This is a genomic window from Streptomyces sp. WAC06614 (genome assembly GCF_003949795.1).
Classification (GTDB): Bacteria; Actinomycetota; Actinomycetes; order Streptomycetales; family Streptomycetaceae; genus Streptomyces.
This window is the reverse complement of record NZ_RPRY01000041.1, coordinates 1-14,031: the sequence shown is the minus strand read 5'-3', so window position 1 is coordinate 14,031 and position 14,031 is coordinate 1. Positions and strand designations below refer to the sequence as shown.

The window sequence follows — 14,031 nt, the reverse complement described above, 5'->3', positions numbered from 1 at the left end:
TCAACGGGGTCCAAACGTGAAGCTTCGTCATGTCCGCGCAATCGCCGTGTTCGGTCTCGCCGTCGTCGCGCTCACCGGCGCCCGGGGCCACCACGGCGCCAGCTGCGGCGGGGGCCACAGCTCCAGCTCGTCCAGCAGCTCCGGCGGCTCCGGTACGTCCGGCACCTCCGGCAGCACCACCAGCGGCACCACCGGGGGCAGCGGCTACGACGGCACGTCGGGCACGTCCGGTACGTCCGGCACGTCCGGCAGCTCGTCGAGCAGCGGCACGTCGGTCTCCGGCGGTTCGAGCAACGCCAACCAGGCCTCGCGCGACATCAAGATCGACAAGTGCCGGATGGACGACACGGGCAAGAACATGGTCGCCCGGCTCACCGTCACCAACAGCGGCACGCGGGACTACACGTACAACATCACGATGAAGTTCGAGGGCGCGCCGGGCTCGAACACCTTCGCCGCCACGGCCAAGGCCAAGACCGTGGTCGTCAAGGCCGGCGCCTCCCAGCAGGTCGAGGCCACGGCGCCGTACACCGGCAAGGGGGACGGCAGCGAGTACAAGTCGTGCGTCGTCTCCAGCGCCACGAAGAGCTGACGACCGGTCCTTCGTCACGTCCCAGTGGCCCGGCAGCCCTGTGCTGCCGGGCCACCGCCGTCACAGGCTCGCGGCGCGGTGCGTGGGGCGGCCGTCCAGCACCGTCAACAGGACCGGCACGTCCAGGAGTTCCGTCGCGGGCGTGGTGAGGGGATCGGCCGCGAAGGCGGTGAGGTCGGCGCGGTGCCCCACGGCGATCCGCCCGGCCTCGTGCTCCTCACCGGCCGCGTACGCCGGCGCGACCGTCATGCCCCGCAGCGCCTCCAGGGCGGTCAGCGCCTGCTCCGGGCCGTGCGGGGCCTGGCTCAGGTCACGGGAGGGGCGGCGGTGGCGGGCCCCCGCCATCACACCCAGCGGCGGGTACGGCGCAATGGGCCAGTCGGAGCCGAGCACCACCGTGGCGCCCGAGTCCCACAGGTCGCGGCAGCGCCAGGCGCGCGCGGCGCGCTCCTCGCCGAGGCGGCGCGACCAGTTGTCGGTGTGGTCGGCGCGGGTGAAGTCGCAGCAGTGGGTGGGCTGCATGGAGGCGATGACGCCGAGCTCGGCGAACCGGCGCAGGGTGTCGTCGGGCACGGTCTCGATGTGCTCGACCCGGTGCCGCGGCCCGCGCCGCCCGCCCGCCGCCGGCCCGGGGGCCCCGGCCTGGGCCTGGGCCTTCTCGACGGCGTCGAGGACATGGCGGACCGCAGCGTCGCCGATCGCGTGGGTGGCCGTGGACACTCCGGCCCGGTGCAGCTCGGCGAGGGTCCGCGTGTACACCTCGGGGTCCGGCCAGAAGGCGTGGGTGGACTCGCCGTGGCAGTCGGGGCGTTCGAGCCAGGCGGTGCCGTTGTCGATGGTGCCGTCCATGAAGGTCTTGACCCCGTCGACCCGCCACAGGGCGCCGCCCGTGCCCTGCTGCTCGATCAGCGCGCGGACGCCGTCGGCGTCCGTGCCCGGCTGGCACCAGGGGGCCACGCGCAGCCGGAGCGGGAGGTCGCCGGCCGCGTCGAGTTCGGCGTAGAAGGCGAGGCTGTCGCCGTTGGCGTCCATGGCGTGCCCCCCGGTCAGGCCGCTGGCGGCCATGGCCCGCAGGGCCGCGGCGAGCCGGTCGCGGCGCTCGGCCCGGGTGGGCTGCGGGGCCACCCGCTCGACCAGTTCGCAGGCCGCGTCCTCCAGGAGCAGCCCGGTGGGCCGGCCTCCGGCGTCGCACACGACCTCGGCGGAGGCCTGGTCGAAGGTGCGGGGGCCGTCGACGCCGGCCAGTTCCAGGGCGCGGCGGCTGGCGAGCAGGGAGTGGGCGTCGAAGAGCAGGAGGGTGGCCGGGACCCCGTCGAGCACCGCGTCGAAGGGGGCCGTCTCCACCGGTCCGGCCCCGAAGACGTTCGGGTCCAGGCCCCAGCCGTGCAGCCAGCCCCCGGGCGCGAGCTCCCGCACGCCGGCCGCGAGGGCCGCGCGCACCTGCGGCACGTCGGTGCAGCCGGACAGGTCGAGGCCGTGGGTGAGTTCGGCCCCGGAGACGGGGTGCACATGCCCGTCGACCAGCCCGGGGGTCACCACCGCCCCCTTGAGGTCGACCACGGTCGCGGAGGAACCGGCCGCGGCCCGGACGGACCGCTCGTCCCCCAGCGCGGCGATCCGCCCCCCGACGGCGGCGAGGGCGGTCCCGGGCAGAAAGCCCCCGGACACCGGGTCGAGCAGACGGGCGGACAGCAGGACGAGTGGTTCGTGCACGAAAGGCTCCAGAAAGGTGCGATGACGGATCACGTCCGACGCCCGTGCCCACGCCCGGGCGCGGACGCGACCTACGGACGGGCCTCGATTCGGCCGCCGGGCCCGGACGCGGACCCCGGCTCGGGCGCTGACGCGGGCGCGTGCCCCGGCCCGGGCTCGGGCGCAGCCTTCGGACCGGCCTCGGCTCCGCCCCGGGACAGGGGCGTGGCTCCCGCGCGGCCGGGTGCGGCCAACGCGCCCGGCCGTAGCCCCAGTTCCTGCTCGGCCGTGGTGACGGCCATGCGGGTCACGGCCGCCGGGCGGTCGGTGGTGTCGGTGTTGGCGTGGGCGCCCAGGCCGTCGAGGACGACCAGGATCTTGATGGTGGTCACCCGGGGGTCGTCCGTCCGGAACTCCCCCTGCTCCACGCCCCGCCGGACGACCTCCTCCAACCGCCCGCGCCACGCGGCCTCCTGCCCGGCGACCCGGTCGCGCAGCACGTCCCGGTAGCGGCTGAGGTGCCGCGCGTTGATCCACAGCCGGCTGATGGCGTCGTACGCCGGGCCGGAGGTCTGCGCGAAGAACGCCGCCAGCCGCTCCGTCGCGGAAGCGGAGGACCCGGCCCCGGCGGGATCGGCGGGCGGGACGAGCCGGTCGAGCTCGGCGGTGGCCGCACTGCCGAACGCCTCGGCCACCAGATCCTCCACGGAGGGGAAGTAGTGGCTGATCAGACCGGGCCGGACGGCCAGCTCCTCGGCGATCCGCCGCAGCGTGACGCACTCCAGCCCCTCGGCCAGGGCCACCCCGGTGGCGGCCGCCACGATCTCGGCCCGGCGGGCGTCCGGGGACTTGCGGATCCGTTTGCGCTGGACGCTTGACGACATACCGAGGATGCTATTGAGTGTGCGACCAATAAGCAAGCAGGTGGATGTTCCCGCGCACCGGAGGACCCCATGGCGTCCGCGATACCCGACCCCCAACGCCCGCCGCAGCACCGCGCCACGGCCCCCTCCCCGGGACCCGCCGAGGGACCCGCCACGGAACCGGTCCGGCCGGCCCCGGAGCGGGCCGGGCACATCGAGGCCCACGGCATCGACCCGGTCCCGGACGACGAGCGCCACGGCCGCCCCCGCGACCTCTTCGCGGTCTGGGCGGCGGCGAACGTCAACTACCTCAGCCTGGTCGTCGGCGGCGCGCTCGTCCTCCTGGGCCTGAGCCTGTGGCAGTCCCTCGCCGTGATCGTCGTCGGCAATCTGTTCTGGCTGCTGACGGGCCTCGTCGCGGTCTCCGGCCCGGCCGCCGGTGCACCGAGCGAGGTGATCACCCGGGCCGTGTACGGCGTCCTCGGCAACCGCGTGAACAACGCGATCGGCGGCTGGCTGGTCTCGGTCTGCTACTTCGCCCTCAACCTGGCCGCCGCCGCGGCCGCGGCCTTCGCCCTGGTCGAGCGGACCGGGATCACCGCGACGACCGGGGTCAAGGTCGCCGTGATCGTGGTCATCGCCGCGCTGACCCTTGCCATCAGCGTGTACGGACACGCGACGATCATGCGGCTCTACCTGCCGATCACCCTGGCCCTGACCGCGGCCTTCGCCGTCGTGGCCGTCGCCGTGGCCCGCCACGCCGACTTCACGTACACCCCCGACGAGCCGCTCACCGGGGTCGACCTGTGGGCCGCCCTGCTCGCCGGTGTCACCCTGACCGCGTCCGGCCCGCTGTCGTACACGACGAGCGCGGACTTCTCCCGCTACCTGCCGCGCGCCTCCTCGCGGGCGGCGATCGTCGGCTGGACGGCTTTCGGCGCCTTCCTGCCGAGCGTCCTCGTGTGCGCGCTGGGCGCGTTCGCCGCGACCGCCGTCGACATGAGCGATCCGCAGGAAGGCCTCCAACAGCTCCTGCCGAGCTGGTTCTCCCCCGTCTTCCTGCTCGCCCTGGTCCTCGGCACGATCGCCGTCAACGCCCTGACCGCGTACAGCGCCGGACTCGCCCTCCAGGCCGTCGGCCTGCGGATCCGCCGCTCGGTCAGCGTGCTCCTCGACGGCCTGGCCGCCGTCGCGCTGACGGTGTACGGCCTGCTGGCCTCCCGGTTCCTCGACACGATCAGCAACGCCCTGCAGGTGATCGTCGTCCTGATCGGTCCGCTGATGGCGGTCTACGCCACGGACGTGGTCCTGCGGCGCGGGCGCTACGACGGCGCCGCGCTCGCGGACGAGAGCCCCCGCAGCCCCTTCTGGTACACCGGCGGCGTCCACCCGGCCGGCGCCCTGGCCGTCGGCGGGGGCGTCCTCGCCGCCGCCCTCTGTGTGAACACCGTCTACACCGGCCCGCTCGCCACGGCCCTGGGCGGGGTGGACCTCTCCCTGCCCGCCGGCATGACCGTCGCGGCCGCCGTGTACGCCGCCACCCTGCGCCGCCCGGCGCCATAGGTCGGTCGTCGAGACATGCCGTCGGCGTGCTGCTGGTGGCCGCCCCCGCTGGTCGCCGTCCGCCGGCGACGACGCGGCGCCACCAGGGCCACCGCCCCCTTCAGTCCCACCAGTTGAAGAGCAGTGCGCCGAGCGTCGGCGGCTGCCAGTAGTCGATCTGGTGCCACTCCGTCTCCGCCAGCGCACCGGTGTCGCACTCCTGGACCGGGGTCCGGAGCAGGGCTGCCCCCAGCACGGTGAAGCCGTGGGCGGTCAGGGCGTCCGCCCAGGTGGGTGGGTCCAGGAACTCGTCGGTGTACGCGAGGCCGGGTTCCGGCACGAAGGCGACGTACGGATGGTGGCCGTGGAACAGTGCCACGTGCGGTGCGGCGGCCCGGTCGGTGAGCGCGGCGCAGTGGAAGTTCTGCGGGTACCACCGTTTGCGGTGGTACCCCACCTCGCCGCCCGCCGCCCGCGCCGCTGCGTCCCAGGCCGCGTCGCACACCGCGGGGTCGACCTGCGGGAGTTCCGGCTCGTTGATGTGCCGGAATCCGGTCGCACCCCGCGGCACCCGGAACACGGCCCGACGGTCCGTCGTTCCCAAGCCCGGCTCCTCCCCCACGTCCTTCGCACGCCGAGGAGGAGCCTACGGCCCGACGGTCAGCAGATGCGCGGGAGTTGTTCGCCCACCGGGAGGTCGATCACCCGGGTGCCGCCCAGGCCGGTGCGGGCCACGACCAGGCCCGGGTGGTCCGCGACCGCCTCCCCCACGACGGCTGCGCGGCGGCCCAGGGGGTGGGCGTGCATCGCGTCCAGCACGGCGTCGGCGTGCTCGCGCGGGACGAACGCCACGAGCTTGCCCTCGTTGGCCACGTACAGCGGGTCCAGGCCGAGCACCGCGCAGGCGTTGGCCACGGCCGGGGGTACCGGGACGCTGCCCTCGCGCAGGACCACGCCGGTGCCCGAGGCGGTCGCGATCTCGTTGAGCGCGGCGGCCAGTCCGCCCCGGGTCGGGTCCCGCAGGACGTGCAGATCGGGGGTGACCGCCAGCATCGCCTGCACCAGCCCGCCCAGGGCGGCGCAGTCGCTGGCCACGTCCACCCCGAACTCCAGGCCCTCCCGCACGCTCATGATGGCCATGCCGTGCAGCCCGATCTCGCCGCTGACGATCACCACGTCGCCGGGCACCACGCGCTGCGGCCGCAGGTCCACGCCCGCCGGGATCAGGCCGATGCCCGAGGTGTTGACGTAGATCCCGTCGCCGTGTCCCGACTCGACCACCTTGGTGTCACCGGTGACCACCTCCACCCCGGCGGCCCGTGCCGCGGCGCCCAGGGCCTCGGCCACCCGGGCCACCACGGCCGTCTCCACGCCCTCCTCCAGGATGAACCCGCAGGACAGGTACGCCGCCCGGGCCCCGCTCATCGCCAGGTCGTTGACCGTGCCGTTGACCGCCAGGTCGCCGATGCTGCCGCCGGGGAAGAACAGCGGCCGGACCACGTACGAGTCGGTGGAGAAGGCCAGCCGGGCCCCGCCGAGGGTGAGCTGTGCGCTGTCGCCGAGCCCGGCCAGCGCCGGGCCGCCGTAGGCCGGGGCGAAGACGTGCTGGACCAGTTCGGCGGAGAGCGCGCCTCCGCCACCGTGTCCCATCACCACGCGCGGATGGTCCCGCAGCGGTGCCGGGCAGGTCCACCCGGTGATGTCCAGCGGTGCGGCCTCCCCCTGCCGATCCGCCCGAGCCGTCGTCTCCGTCTCCGTCTGCGTCTGCGTCTCAGCCAACGGGGCTCGCCTCCCGGGTCGTGGGCTCGGTGCCGGTGGTGCCCGTGGTGGTGCCGGTTGCGGTGCCCGCCGTCCGTGGTGCGGCGAGGTCCAGGCGGCGGTAGAGGTAGTACGCCGCGCAGGCGCCTTCGCTGGAGACCATCGTGGCGCCCAGCGGGGTGCGCGGGGTGCACACCGTGCCGAACGCCTCGCACTCGTGCGGTTTGAGCAGCCCCTGGAGCACCTCGCCGCTGCGGCACTCGGCCGGCTCCCGGGTGGCGATCCCGGTCACCGAGAACCGGTGCTCGGCGTCGAACTCCCGGTACCGCTCGGACAGTCGCCACCCGCTGTCCGGGATCACCCCGATCCCCCGCCAGGCCCGGTCGGTCACCTCGAACACGTCGTCCAGCATCGCCAACGCGGCCGGGTTCCCCTCGGGCCGCACGGCCCGTGCATAGGCGTTCTCGACGGTGTGCTCACCGCGTTCGAGCTGCCGTACGGCCCGCCGTACGCCTTCCAGGATGTCCAGCGGTTCGAAGCCGGTGACCACGATCGGCACCCGGTGCCGCTCGGCCAGTTCGGGGTACTCGGCCGTGCCCATGACGCTGCACACGTGCCCGGCCGCGAGGAAGCCCTGCACCCGGCAGCTCGGCGAGGACATGATCGCCTCGATGGCCGGGGGCACCCGCACGTGCGAGACCAGCAGGCTGAAGTTGGGAATGCCCAGGCGCTGGGCCTGGTACACCGTCATGGCGTTGGGCGGGGCGGTGGTCTCGAAGCCGATGCCGAAGAACACCACCTCCTTGTGCGGGTTCTGCCGGGCGATCTTCAGGGCGTCCAGCGGGGAGTACACCACCCGCACGTCGCCGCCCTCCCCGCGCACCCGGAACAGGTCCCGGCCGGAGCCGGGCACCCGGAGCATGTCCCCGAACGAGCAGAAGATCACCTCGGGCCGGGAGGCGATCTCCAGGGCCTTGTCGATGACCTCCAGCGGGGTGACACAGACCGGGCATCCCGGCCCGTGGATCAACTCGATCTCGTCGGGCAGGAGTTGGTCGATGCCGTGCCGGATGATGGTGTGGGTCTGCCCGCCGCACACCTCCATCAGCGCCCACGGCCGGGTGACGGTGGCCCGGATGTCGTCCAGCAGCTTGCGGGCGAGGCCCGGGTCCTGGAACTCCTCGATGTACTTCATCGCTGCGCCGCCTCCCAGGGGTCGCCGAACTCCTCCTGCAGCATGCCGAGTTCCTCGAACAGCTCCAGGGTCCTGAGCGCCGAGGCCTCGTCGAGCCGCTGGAGGGCGAAGCCGACGTGCACGATGGCGTACTCGCCGACCTGGAGGTCCGGCAGGTACTCCAGGCAGACCTCCTTGACCACCCCGCCGAAGTCCACGGTGGCCATGCGGGTCCCGTCCCGCTCGCCGATGTCAATCACTCTGCCGGGCACCGCCAGGCACATGGGCTCCTCCTCGCTGTGGGTGTTGCGCGTCCGCGTGCTGCGCGGCGGCTGCCGCGACCATCAGCTGGCCGAGGGCCAGCCCGCCGTCGTTCGGGGGGACCTGCCGGTGGCGCAGCACGGTGAAGCCGTCCGCGCGCAGCAGCCGGGCGCAGGCCCCGGACAGCAGGGTGTTGGCGAACACCCCGCCGGTCAGGGCGACGGTGTCCAGGCCGTGCCGGGCCCGGGCGGCCGCGCTCAGGTCGGCGACGAGCTCGGCGACCGCCGTGTGGAACCGGGCCGCGACCACCGCCGCCGTCGCCCCGGCCCGTACGTCGGCCCCCACGGCGGCGAGGACCGGCCCGGGGTCCGCGATCACGGGGGACGACGCGAGGTCCGCGTCCGCGCCGCTCCCCTGCCGCAGGGCGAACCGGTAGCCCGGGCCGGCCGTGTCCCCGGCGGCGAGCGCCGCCGCCTCCAGCTCGACCGCGGCCTGGGCCTCGTAGCCGGCGACGTGGCAGACACCGGCCAGGGAGGACACCGCGTCGAACAGCCGGCCCATGCTGGAGGTCGGGGCGCAGTTGAGGTGGCGTTCGAGCTGACGGCGCAGGACGGCCCGCTCGTCGTCCGGGCAGGCGTCCGTGCACGGCAGCCCGGGGTCCCAGGCCTCGCCCGCCGCCCACAGGTGCGCCAGCGCCATCCGGTACGGACGGCGGACGGCCGCGTCACCGCCGGGCAGCGGGACGTATCCCAGGTGGGCGAAGCGCCGGTAGCCGCGGTAGTCCGCCAGCAGGACCTCGCCGCCCCACACGGCCCCGTCGTCGCCGTAGCCGGTGCCGTCGAAGGCGATGCCGATGACGGGTGCGCTGCCGTCCAGGCCGTGTTCGGCCATCGCCGAGGCGATGTGGGCGTGGTGGTGCTGGACCCGGTGCACCGGGCGGCCGGCCGCGGTCCGGTGGGCCCAGCGGGCGGTGCGGTAGCCGGGGTGCCGGTCGGTGGCGAGCAGGGCGGGCGTGACGCCGGTGATGGACTCCAGTTGGCGTTCGGCCCGTTCGTAGGCGGTCTGGGTGGCCAGCGAGTCCATGTCGCCGATGTGCGCGGACAGCCAGGCCTGCCGGTCGCGGCCGAGGCAGAAGGCGTTCTTCAGGTCCCCGCCGGTCGCCAGGGTCGGCGGCACGGGCAGGGGCAGGGTGAGCGGCAGCGGTGCGTGGCCGCGGGAGCGGCGGACCAGCAGCGGCGCGCCGTCGCAGATCCGGACCACGGAGTCGTCGCAGGGCACGTGGACGGCCCGGTCGTGGGTGAGCCAGGCGTCGGCGATACCGGCCAGCCGTTCCAGGGCCTCGGTGTCGTCGGTGACGATCGGTTCGCCGGAGAGGTTGGCGCTGGTCATCACGAGCAGCCGGGGCCCGGGCGGGTCACCGGGCAGCCCGAGGAGCAGGTGGTGCACGGGGGTGTAGGGCAGCATGAAGCCCAGGTCGGGGCAGCGGGGCGCGACCGCCTCGGCGACCTCGCCCACCGTGTCCCCGGCGCGCCGCCGCAGCAGGACCACCGGCCGGTCGGCGCCGGTCAGCAGCGCCCGTTCCTCGGCCCCGACGTGGGCCAGCCGCTCCACGGCCGCGAGGTCCGGGGCCATCAGCGCGAACGGCTTGTCCCCGCGGCCCTTGCGGCGGCGCAGCTCCGCCACCGTGTCGGCCCGGGTGGCGTCGCAGGCCAGGTGGTAGCCGCCGAGCCCCTTCACCGCGAGGACCGCGCCGGCGGCGAGCAGCCGGCGGGCCTCGGTGATCGGGTCCGGGGCGGGGTGCTCGCGCGGGGGCCGGCCGGTCAGCAGCCGCAGTCGGGGCCCGCACGCCGGGCAGGCGACGGGCTGGGCGTGGAACCTCCGGTCGGCCGGGTCGGCGTACTCCCGGGCGCAGTCGGGGCACAGGGGGAAGCCGGCCATGGTGGTGTGCGCCCGGTCGTAGGGCAGCGCGGTGACGATCGTGAACCGTGGGCCGCAGTGGGTGCAGGTGATGAACGGGTGCCGGTGGCGCCGGTCGGCCGGGTCGGCCAGCTCGGCCAGGCAGTCGGCGCAGGTGGCGGTGTCCGGGGAGACCAGGGTGCGGGCCGCGCCCTCGGTGCGGGAGGCCACGATGGTGAACCCGCCGGTACCGGCCGCCGGTACCGGGTGGTGGTCGACGGCGTCGACCACGGCCAGCGGGGGCGCGTCGGCGGCGAGCCGGGCGCAGAACTCCCGCACGGCCGCGGCCGGGCCCTCCACCTCGGCGACCACGCCCTCGGGGGTGTTGGTGACGTGCCCGGCCAGCCCGAGGGCGGTGGCGCGGGTGTACACGTACGGGCGGAACCCCACGCCCTGCACGACGCCGCGCACGGTGACGCGGCGGCGCTCGACCGACTCCATCGGCGGACCGGCCGTCAGCGCGGACCGGCCGCGGCCAGGGAGGACCGACCGGGGCCGGGATCCTGGTCGGGGGCGTGCTCGTGGTCGTGCTCGTGGCCGTGGCCGTGGTGGTGACCGTGGTCGTGGTCGTGGTTGTGGTTGTGGTTGTGGTTGTGGTTGTGGAGACCGTGGTCGTGGCCGTGGCCGTGGTGGTGCCCCTGCCCGTGGTGGTGGCCGTGCGAAGTGGCCGGGCCCGCCATGACCGGCGTGTGCGCCGGCGCGCCCGCGCCCACCGCCGAGGCCCGGTCCAGCAGCAGGCCCAGCCCGGTGCCGCGCCGGGCGGAGGTGAGCAGCACCTCCACTCCGGGGTTGACCTGCTGCACGTGGCGACGGAACGCGGCCTCGTCGAACTCCGCCGGCCCGGCCAGGTCGGTCTTGGTGACGACGACGAGCTGGGCCAGCCCGAAGGCCGTCGGGTACTTCAGCGGCTTGTCCTCGCCCTCGGTCACCGAGGCCAGCACCACCCGCAGACTCTCGCCGAGGTCGTAGGAGGCCGGGCAGACCAGGTTGCCGACGTTCTCGACGAACAGCAGCCGGGTCTCCGGCGGCAGCCAGCCGTCCAGGTGGCGGCCCAGCATCTCGGCCTCCATGTGGCACAGCCCGTCCGTGAGCACCTGCCGGACCGGCAGCCCGGACCGGGCCAGTCGGACCGCGTCGTTCTCGGTGGCCAGGTCCGCGGTCAGGGCCGCCGCGGGCACCCCGCGCTCACGGGCCAGACCCAGTTCCCGTTCCAGCAGTGCGGTCTTGCCGCTGCCGGGGCTGGACAGCAGGTTGACCACGGTGACGCCCGCCGCGGTGAGGCGGGTGCGCAGTGCGTGCGCGGCCCCGTCGTTCTTGGCGAGCACCGCCTGCTTCAGATCGACCTCTCGGCACATGCTTCAGCGCTCCTCGGGGATCGGTTCGCCGGCAGGCACGCACACGGGTCCGTCGTCCCAGGTCACGCTCTCGATCCGGAGTTCACGACCGGACCGCAGCTCCGTCCCGGTGGCCGAACCGCAGCCCGGGCAGCACAGGTCGGGCGGCATGCCCACGGCCCAGTCGGTGGAGCAGCCGGTGCAGTGCGCCCGTGCCGGGACCGGGGTGGTGACCAGGGCCGCGCCCTCCAGGAGCGTGCCGGTGCAGGCCAGTTCGAAGCAGAAGGCGAGTGCGTCGGGCACCACGCCCGCCAGCGCGCCCACCTGGAGCCGGACCTCGCGCACCGCGTGTGCGCCGCCGTCGCGCGCGGCGTGTTCCACCTGATCCACCACGGACATGGCGATCGACATCTCGTGCATGGGACTCTCCGTCCTGCCGCGGCTCATTACAGCGGCAGGGACGGGTCGTCCGGCCGGGGCTCGCCGCCGCGCCGTCCGCCCTTAGACCATTCGGCAGGGGGCGTGAACGGCGCACGGCACGGCCGTCAGATCCTGCGCATGTGCAGGTAGCGACGGACGTCGGGGAACAGCCGCGCCAGCACGGCGGCGACGGACGCCGCGAACACGCCCCCGACAATGGCCTTCTTCACGTGGGTCTCCTCACCTCTGGGGGAGGACGGCGCGGCTGCGTCCGTCCGGGTCCTCGGCGGCCAGGTCCCGGACCAGCTCCAGGAGCAGCCGTACGGCTTCCGGCACCGCGGCGGCCACGGGGGCGCTCAGCCCCATGCCCTCCTCGGTGGCGGCGGGTTCGCAGCCGACCACGAGCACCTGCCGCGGCGGGGTGCCACCGGTGCCGGCGCACAACGTGTCCAGCAGGGCGAGCACCGTGTCCGGGGTCATCTGGTGGCCGTCGAGCGGGGCCGCCCCGCCGGGCCCGACGGGATCGGGGGCGGGCGTGCCGGCGTCGATCACGTACAGGGTGCCGGGGGCGCCGCCGCGGGCGGTGGCGTCGACCAGGACGGCGGTGTCGTACCCGTCGAGCAGTTGGTACGCGAGGTGGACCCCGCGGACACCGAAGTCGACGGCCTCGACTCCGTCGGGCAGGGCGCAGCCGGCGAGCTGCCGTACGGTCTCCACGCCGAAGCCGTCGTCCCCCAGGAACACGTTCCCGATCCCGGCGACCAGGACGGCACCGCTCATCTAGGCCTCCACGGGGCTGAGTTCGTCGGGCTGGAAGTACAGGAAGCGGCCCTGTTCGCGCCGGATGTCGGCGCCCGGGTCGCCCTCCACGGTGACGGCCAGGTGCACGCCGCCGTCCACGTCGTGCAGGACGGCCTCCACGAGGGCGGTGCGGCCCTGGAGGAACAGGTCCTGGGCGTCGGTGCGGCGCAACCCGGGCCGCAGCAGGACCCGGCTGCCGGGGCCGACCGGCACCCCGTCGACCTGGACATGCTCGGGCGGCGGGCCGGCGGGGTCCGCGCCGGCCGGGTCCCACCAGGGGGTGTCGGGGCGGAACAGCGACTCCGGACCGCCCGCTTCCGGCGGTCCGCCGGATCCGTCCGGTCCGCCCGGCCCGGCTCCGGCCGGCGGCGCCACCTCGCCGGTGATCTCGCGCAGCGAGCGCACCGCGCCGTGCAGCCGTTCCAGCACCTCGGCCGGCATCGAGTCGGCGAGGTCCACCACGGCGGCCGCGCGGGCGTCCGTACCGCGCGCCTCGCGCTTCTCCTGATCCGTCAGGGCCGCCGTGCGCAGCGCCAGGATCTCGTCGATCTCGGTGGCGTCGTACATGGCGCCGGCGCTCTCGGGCGCGATCGCGGGATGGTCCTCCAGGATGATCGGCGAGGACAGCACTACGTCGGCGCGGCCCGGTCCGCCGGCGAGCACCGGCCAGGTGTGCCGGTTCTCGCAGGCGGCGACCTCGTGGCGGGCCCACTCGGGAGGCTCGGTCATGGACACGAACGAGCCCCGGTCCAGGGACAGCAGCAGGTGCGCGGCGACCAGGGAACGGGGCAGGGCCGCGTCCCGGTCGGCTGCCTCGTCGGCGCCCCCGGGGTGCCAGTCGCTGGTGTTCTCGGCCTCCGCGGTGAGCCGGAAGGCCCGGTAGGGGAGGTCGAGTGCGGTGGTGCGCAGGCGCAGGACGCCCTCCACCGGTGCGCCGCGCCGGACCAGGCGGCCGACGGTGCGGCCCGTGTCGTCGACGACCTTCTCGTACTCCTCGCGCGCCGGCCGGGCGAAGGGCAGGGCCAGGCCCTCGCCCGCCAGGTCCGCGACGGGGACCCGGAAGGTGGCCCGTTCCTCGGTGGCCTCGTCCCAGGGCACCAGGACCCGGTCGGGCAGGTGCAGCGCGGGGGTGTCGGCGAGGCGCCCGTCGGGGCCGGCCTGCTGGACGGTGCGCCGCAGGGCGTGCAGGAAGCGGAGCTCCACGGTGAGTTCGGCGGGGCCGCGCGGCTCCATGAGGAGCTCGGTCCGGCTGGCGGAGTGCTCGCCGTGCGCGGGCCCCCAGGCGGGGGGCACGAGGACGCCGAACTGCCAGCGCAGCCGGTTCTTGGCGGACGAGGCCCGGTAGGGGTAGAGGACGTAGCCCTCGAACAGGACGGCGTCGGCCACCTGGCGGGCGTGCGCGAACGGGTCCGTGGCGGCGTCGGGGACGGCCCGAGCTGGCGCGGAGCCGTGTGCTTGGGGGAGGAGGCCCGGTAGGGGTGGGGGACGTGGCCCGGGACGAGGGGGGCGCCGGCCACCGGGCGGCCGTGCGCGACCGTGCCGGTGGCGGGGTCGGGGACGGCGCCATGGTCCCGTTCGCGCACGCCCGCCAGGTGGCCGACGCCGTCCTGTTCGAGGGCTACGTCCTCTACCCCTACC

The 14,031-nt window shown here is 74.9% G+C and carries 13 protein-coding genes; 2 read left to right on the top strand and 11 right to left on the bottom strand.

Annotation, left to right across the window (positions count from 1 at the left end; all coding sequences use genetic code 11):
* Positions 1-46 precede the first annotated feature (46 nt).
* Complete coding sequence (locus EF918_RS08635) at positions 47-592, top strand: hypothetical protein (protein ID WP_260609990.1); 546 nt, start codon at positions 47-49, stop codon at positions 590-592.
* A gap of 60 nt (positions 593-652) precedes the next feature.
* Here the strand turns inward: EF918_RS08635 and EF918_RS08630 are convergent, their stop codons facing one another.
* Positions 653-2,305 carry an amidohydrolase gene (locus EF918_RS08630; protein ID WP_125643369.1) on the bottom strand — a complete coding sequence of 551 codons (1,653 nt, stop codon included), beginning with the start codon at positions 2,303-2,305 and terminating at the stop codon, positions 653-655.
* A gap of 71 nt (positions 2,306-2,376) precedes the next feature.
* Positions 2,377-3,168: a TetR/AcrR family transcriptional regulator gene (locus tag EF918_RS08625; protein ID WP_125643366.1), complete on the bottom strand. Its 792-nt coding sequence runs from the start codon at positions 3,166-3,168 to the stop codon at positions 2,377-2,379.
* Positions 3,169-3,237: 69 nt separating this feature from the next.
* On the opposite strand from EF918_RS08625, the gene EF918_RS08620 reads away from it, so the two are divergent.
* Positions 3,238-4,710, top strand: a complete 1,473-nt coding sequence (locus EF918_RS08620) for a cytosine permease (protein WP_125643363.1) — start codon at positions 3,238-3,240, stop codon at positions 4,708-4,710.
* 100 nt (positions 4,711-4,810) lie between these two features.
* Here EF918_RS08620 and EF918_RS08615 read toward each other — a convergent pair whose 3' ends face one another.
* From EF918_RS08615 to EF918_RS08575, 9 genes are all read right to left on the bottom strand, one after another.
* Positions 4,811-5,293, bottom strand: coding sequence for a hypothetical protein (locus EF918_RS08615; RefSeq protein ID WP_125643360.1), 483 nt, complete (start codon positions 5,291-5,293; stop codon positions 4,811-4,813).
* Positions 5,294-5,349: 56 nt separating this feature from the next.
* Positions 5,350-6,339, bottom strand: a complete 990-nt coding sequence (hypE, locus tag EF918_RS08610) for a hydrogenase expression/formation protein HypE (RefSeq protein ID WP_125643405.1) — start codon at positions 6,337-6,339, stop codon at positions 5,350-5,352.
* A gap of 121 nt (positions 6,340-6,460) precedes the next feature.
* Complete coding sequence (gene hypD / locus EF918_RS08605; RefSeq protein WP_260609989.1) at positions 6,461-7,642, bottom strand: hydrogenase formation protein HypD; 1,182 nt, start codon at positions 7,640-7,642, stop codon at positions 6,461-6,463.
* Positions 7,639-7,905, bottom strand: a complete 267-nt coding sequence (locus tag EF918_RS08600) for a HypC/HybG/HupF family hydrogenase formation chaperone (protein ID WP_125643356.1) — start codon at positions 7,903-7,905, stop codon at positions 7,639-7,641. Before EF918_RS08600 ends, hypD begins: the two co-directional genes overlap by 4 nt.
* Positions 7,874-10,279 carry a carbamoyltransferase HypF gene (hypF, locus tag EF918_RS08595; RefSeq protein ID WP_125643353.1) on the bottom strand — a complete coding sequence of 802 codons (2,406 nt, stop codon included), beginning with the start codon at positions 10,277-10,279 and terminating at the stop codon, positions 7,874-7,876. Before hypF ends, EF918_RS08600 begins: the two co-directional genes overlap by 32 nt.
* Before the next feature lie 14 nt (positions 10,280-10,293).
* Positions 10,294-11,193 carry a hydrogenase nickel incorporation protein HypB gene (gene hypB / locus EF918_RS08590; protein ID WP_125643350.1) on the bottom strand — a complete coding sequence of 300 codons (900 nt, stop codon included), beginning with the start codon at positions 11,191-11,193 and terminating at the stop codon, positions 10,294-10,296.
* Between the two features lie 3 nt (positions 11,194-11,196).
* Complete coding sequence (locus EF918_RS08585) at positions 11,197-11,592, bottom strand: hydrogenase maturation nickel metallochaperone HypA (protein WP_125643347.1); 396 nt, start codon at positions 11,590-11,592, stop codon at positions 11,197-11,199.
* Between the two features lie 240 nt (positions 11,593-11,832).
* Complete coding sequence (locus EF918_RS08580; RefSeq protein ID WP_125643344.1) at positions 11,833-12,372, bottom strand: hydrogenase maturation protease; 540 nt, start codon at positions 12,370-12,372, stop codon at positions 11,833-11,835.
* Positions 12,373-13,779 (bottom strand): hypothetical protein, encoded by a 1,407-nt coding sequence (locus EF918_RS08575; RefSeq protein ID WP_125643341.1) that lies wholly within the window; start codon positions 13,777-13,779, stop codon positions 12,373-12,375.
* Between the last annotated feature and the right edge of the window lie 252 nt (positions 13,780-14,031).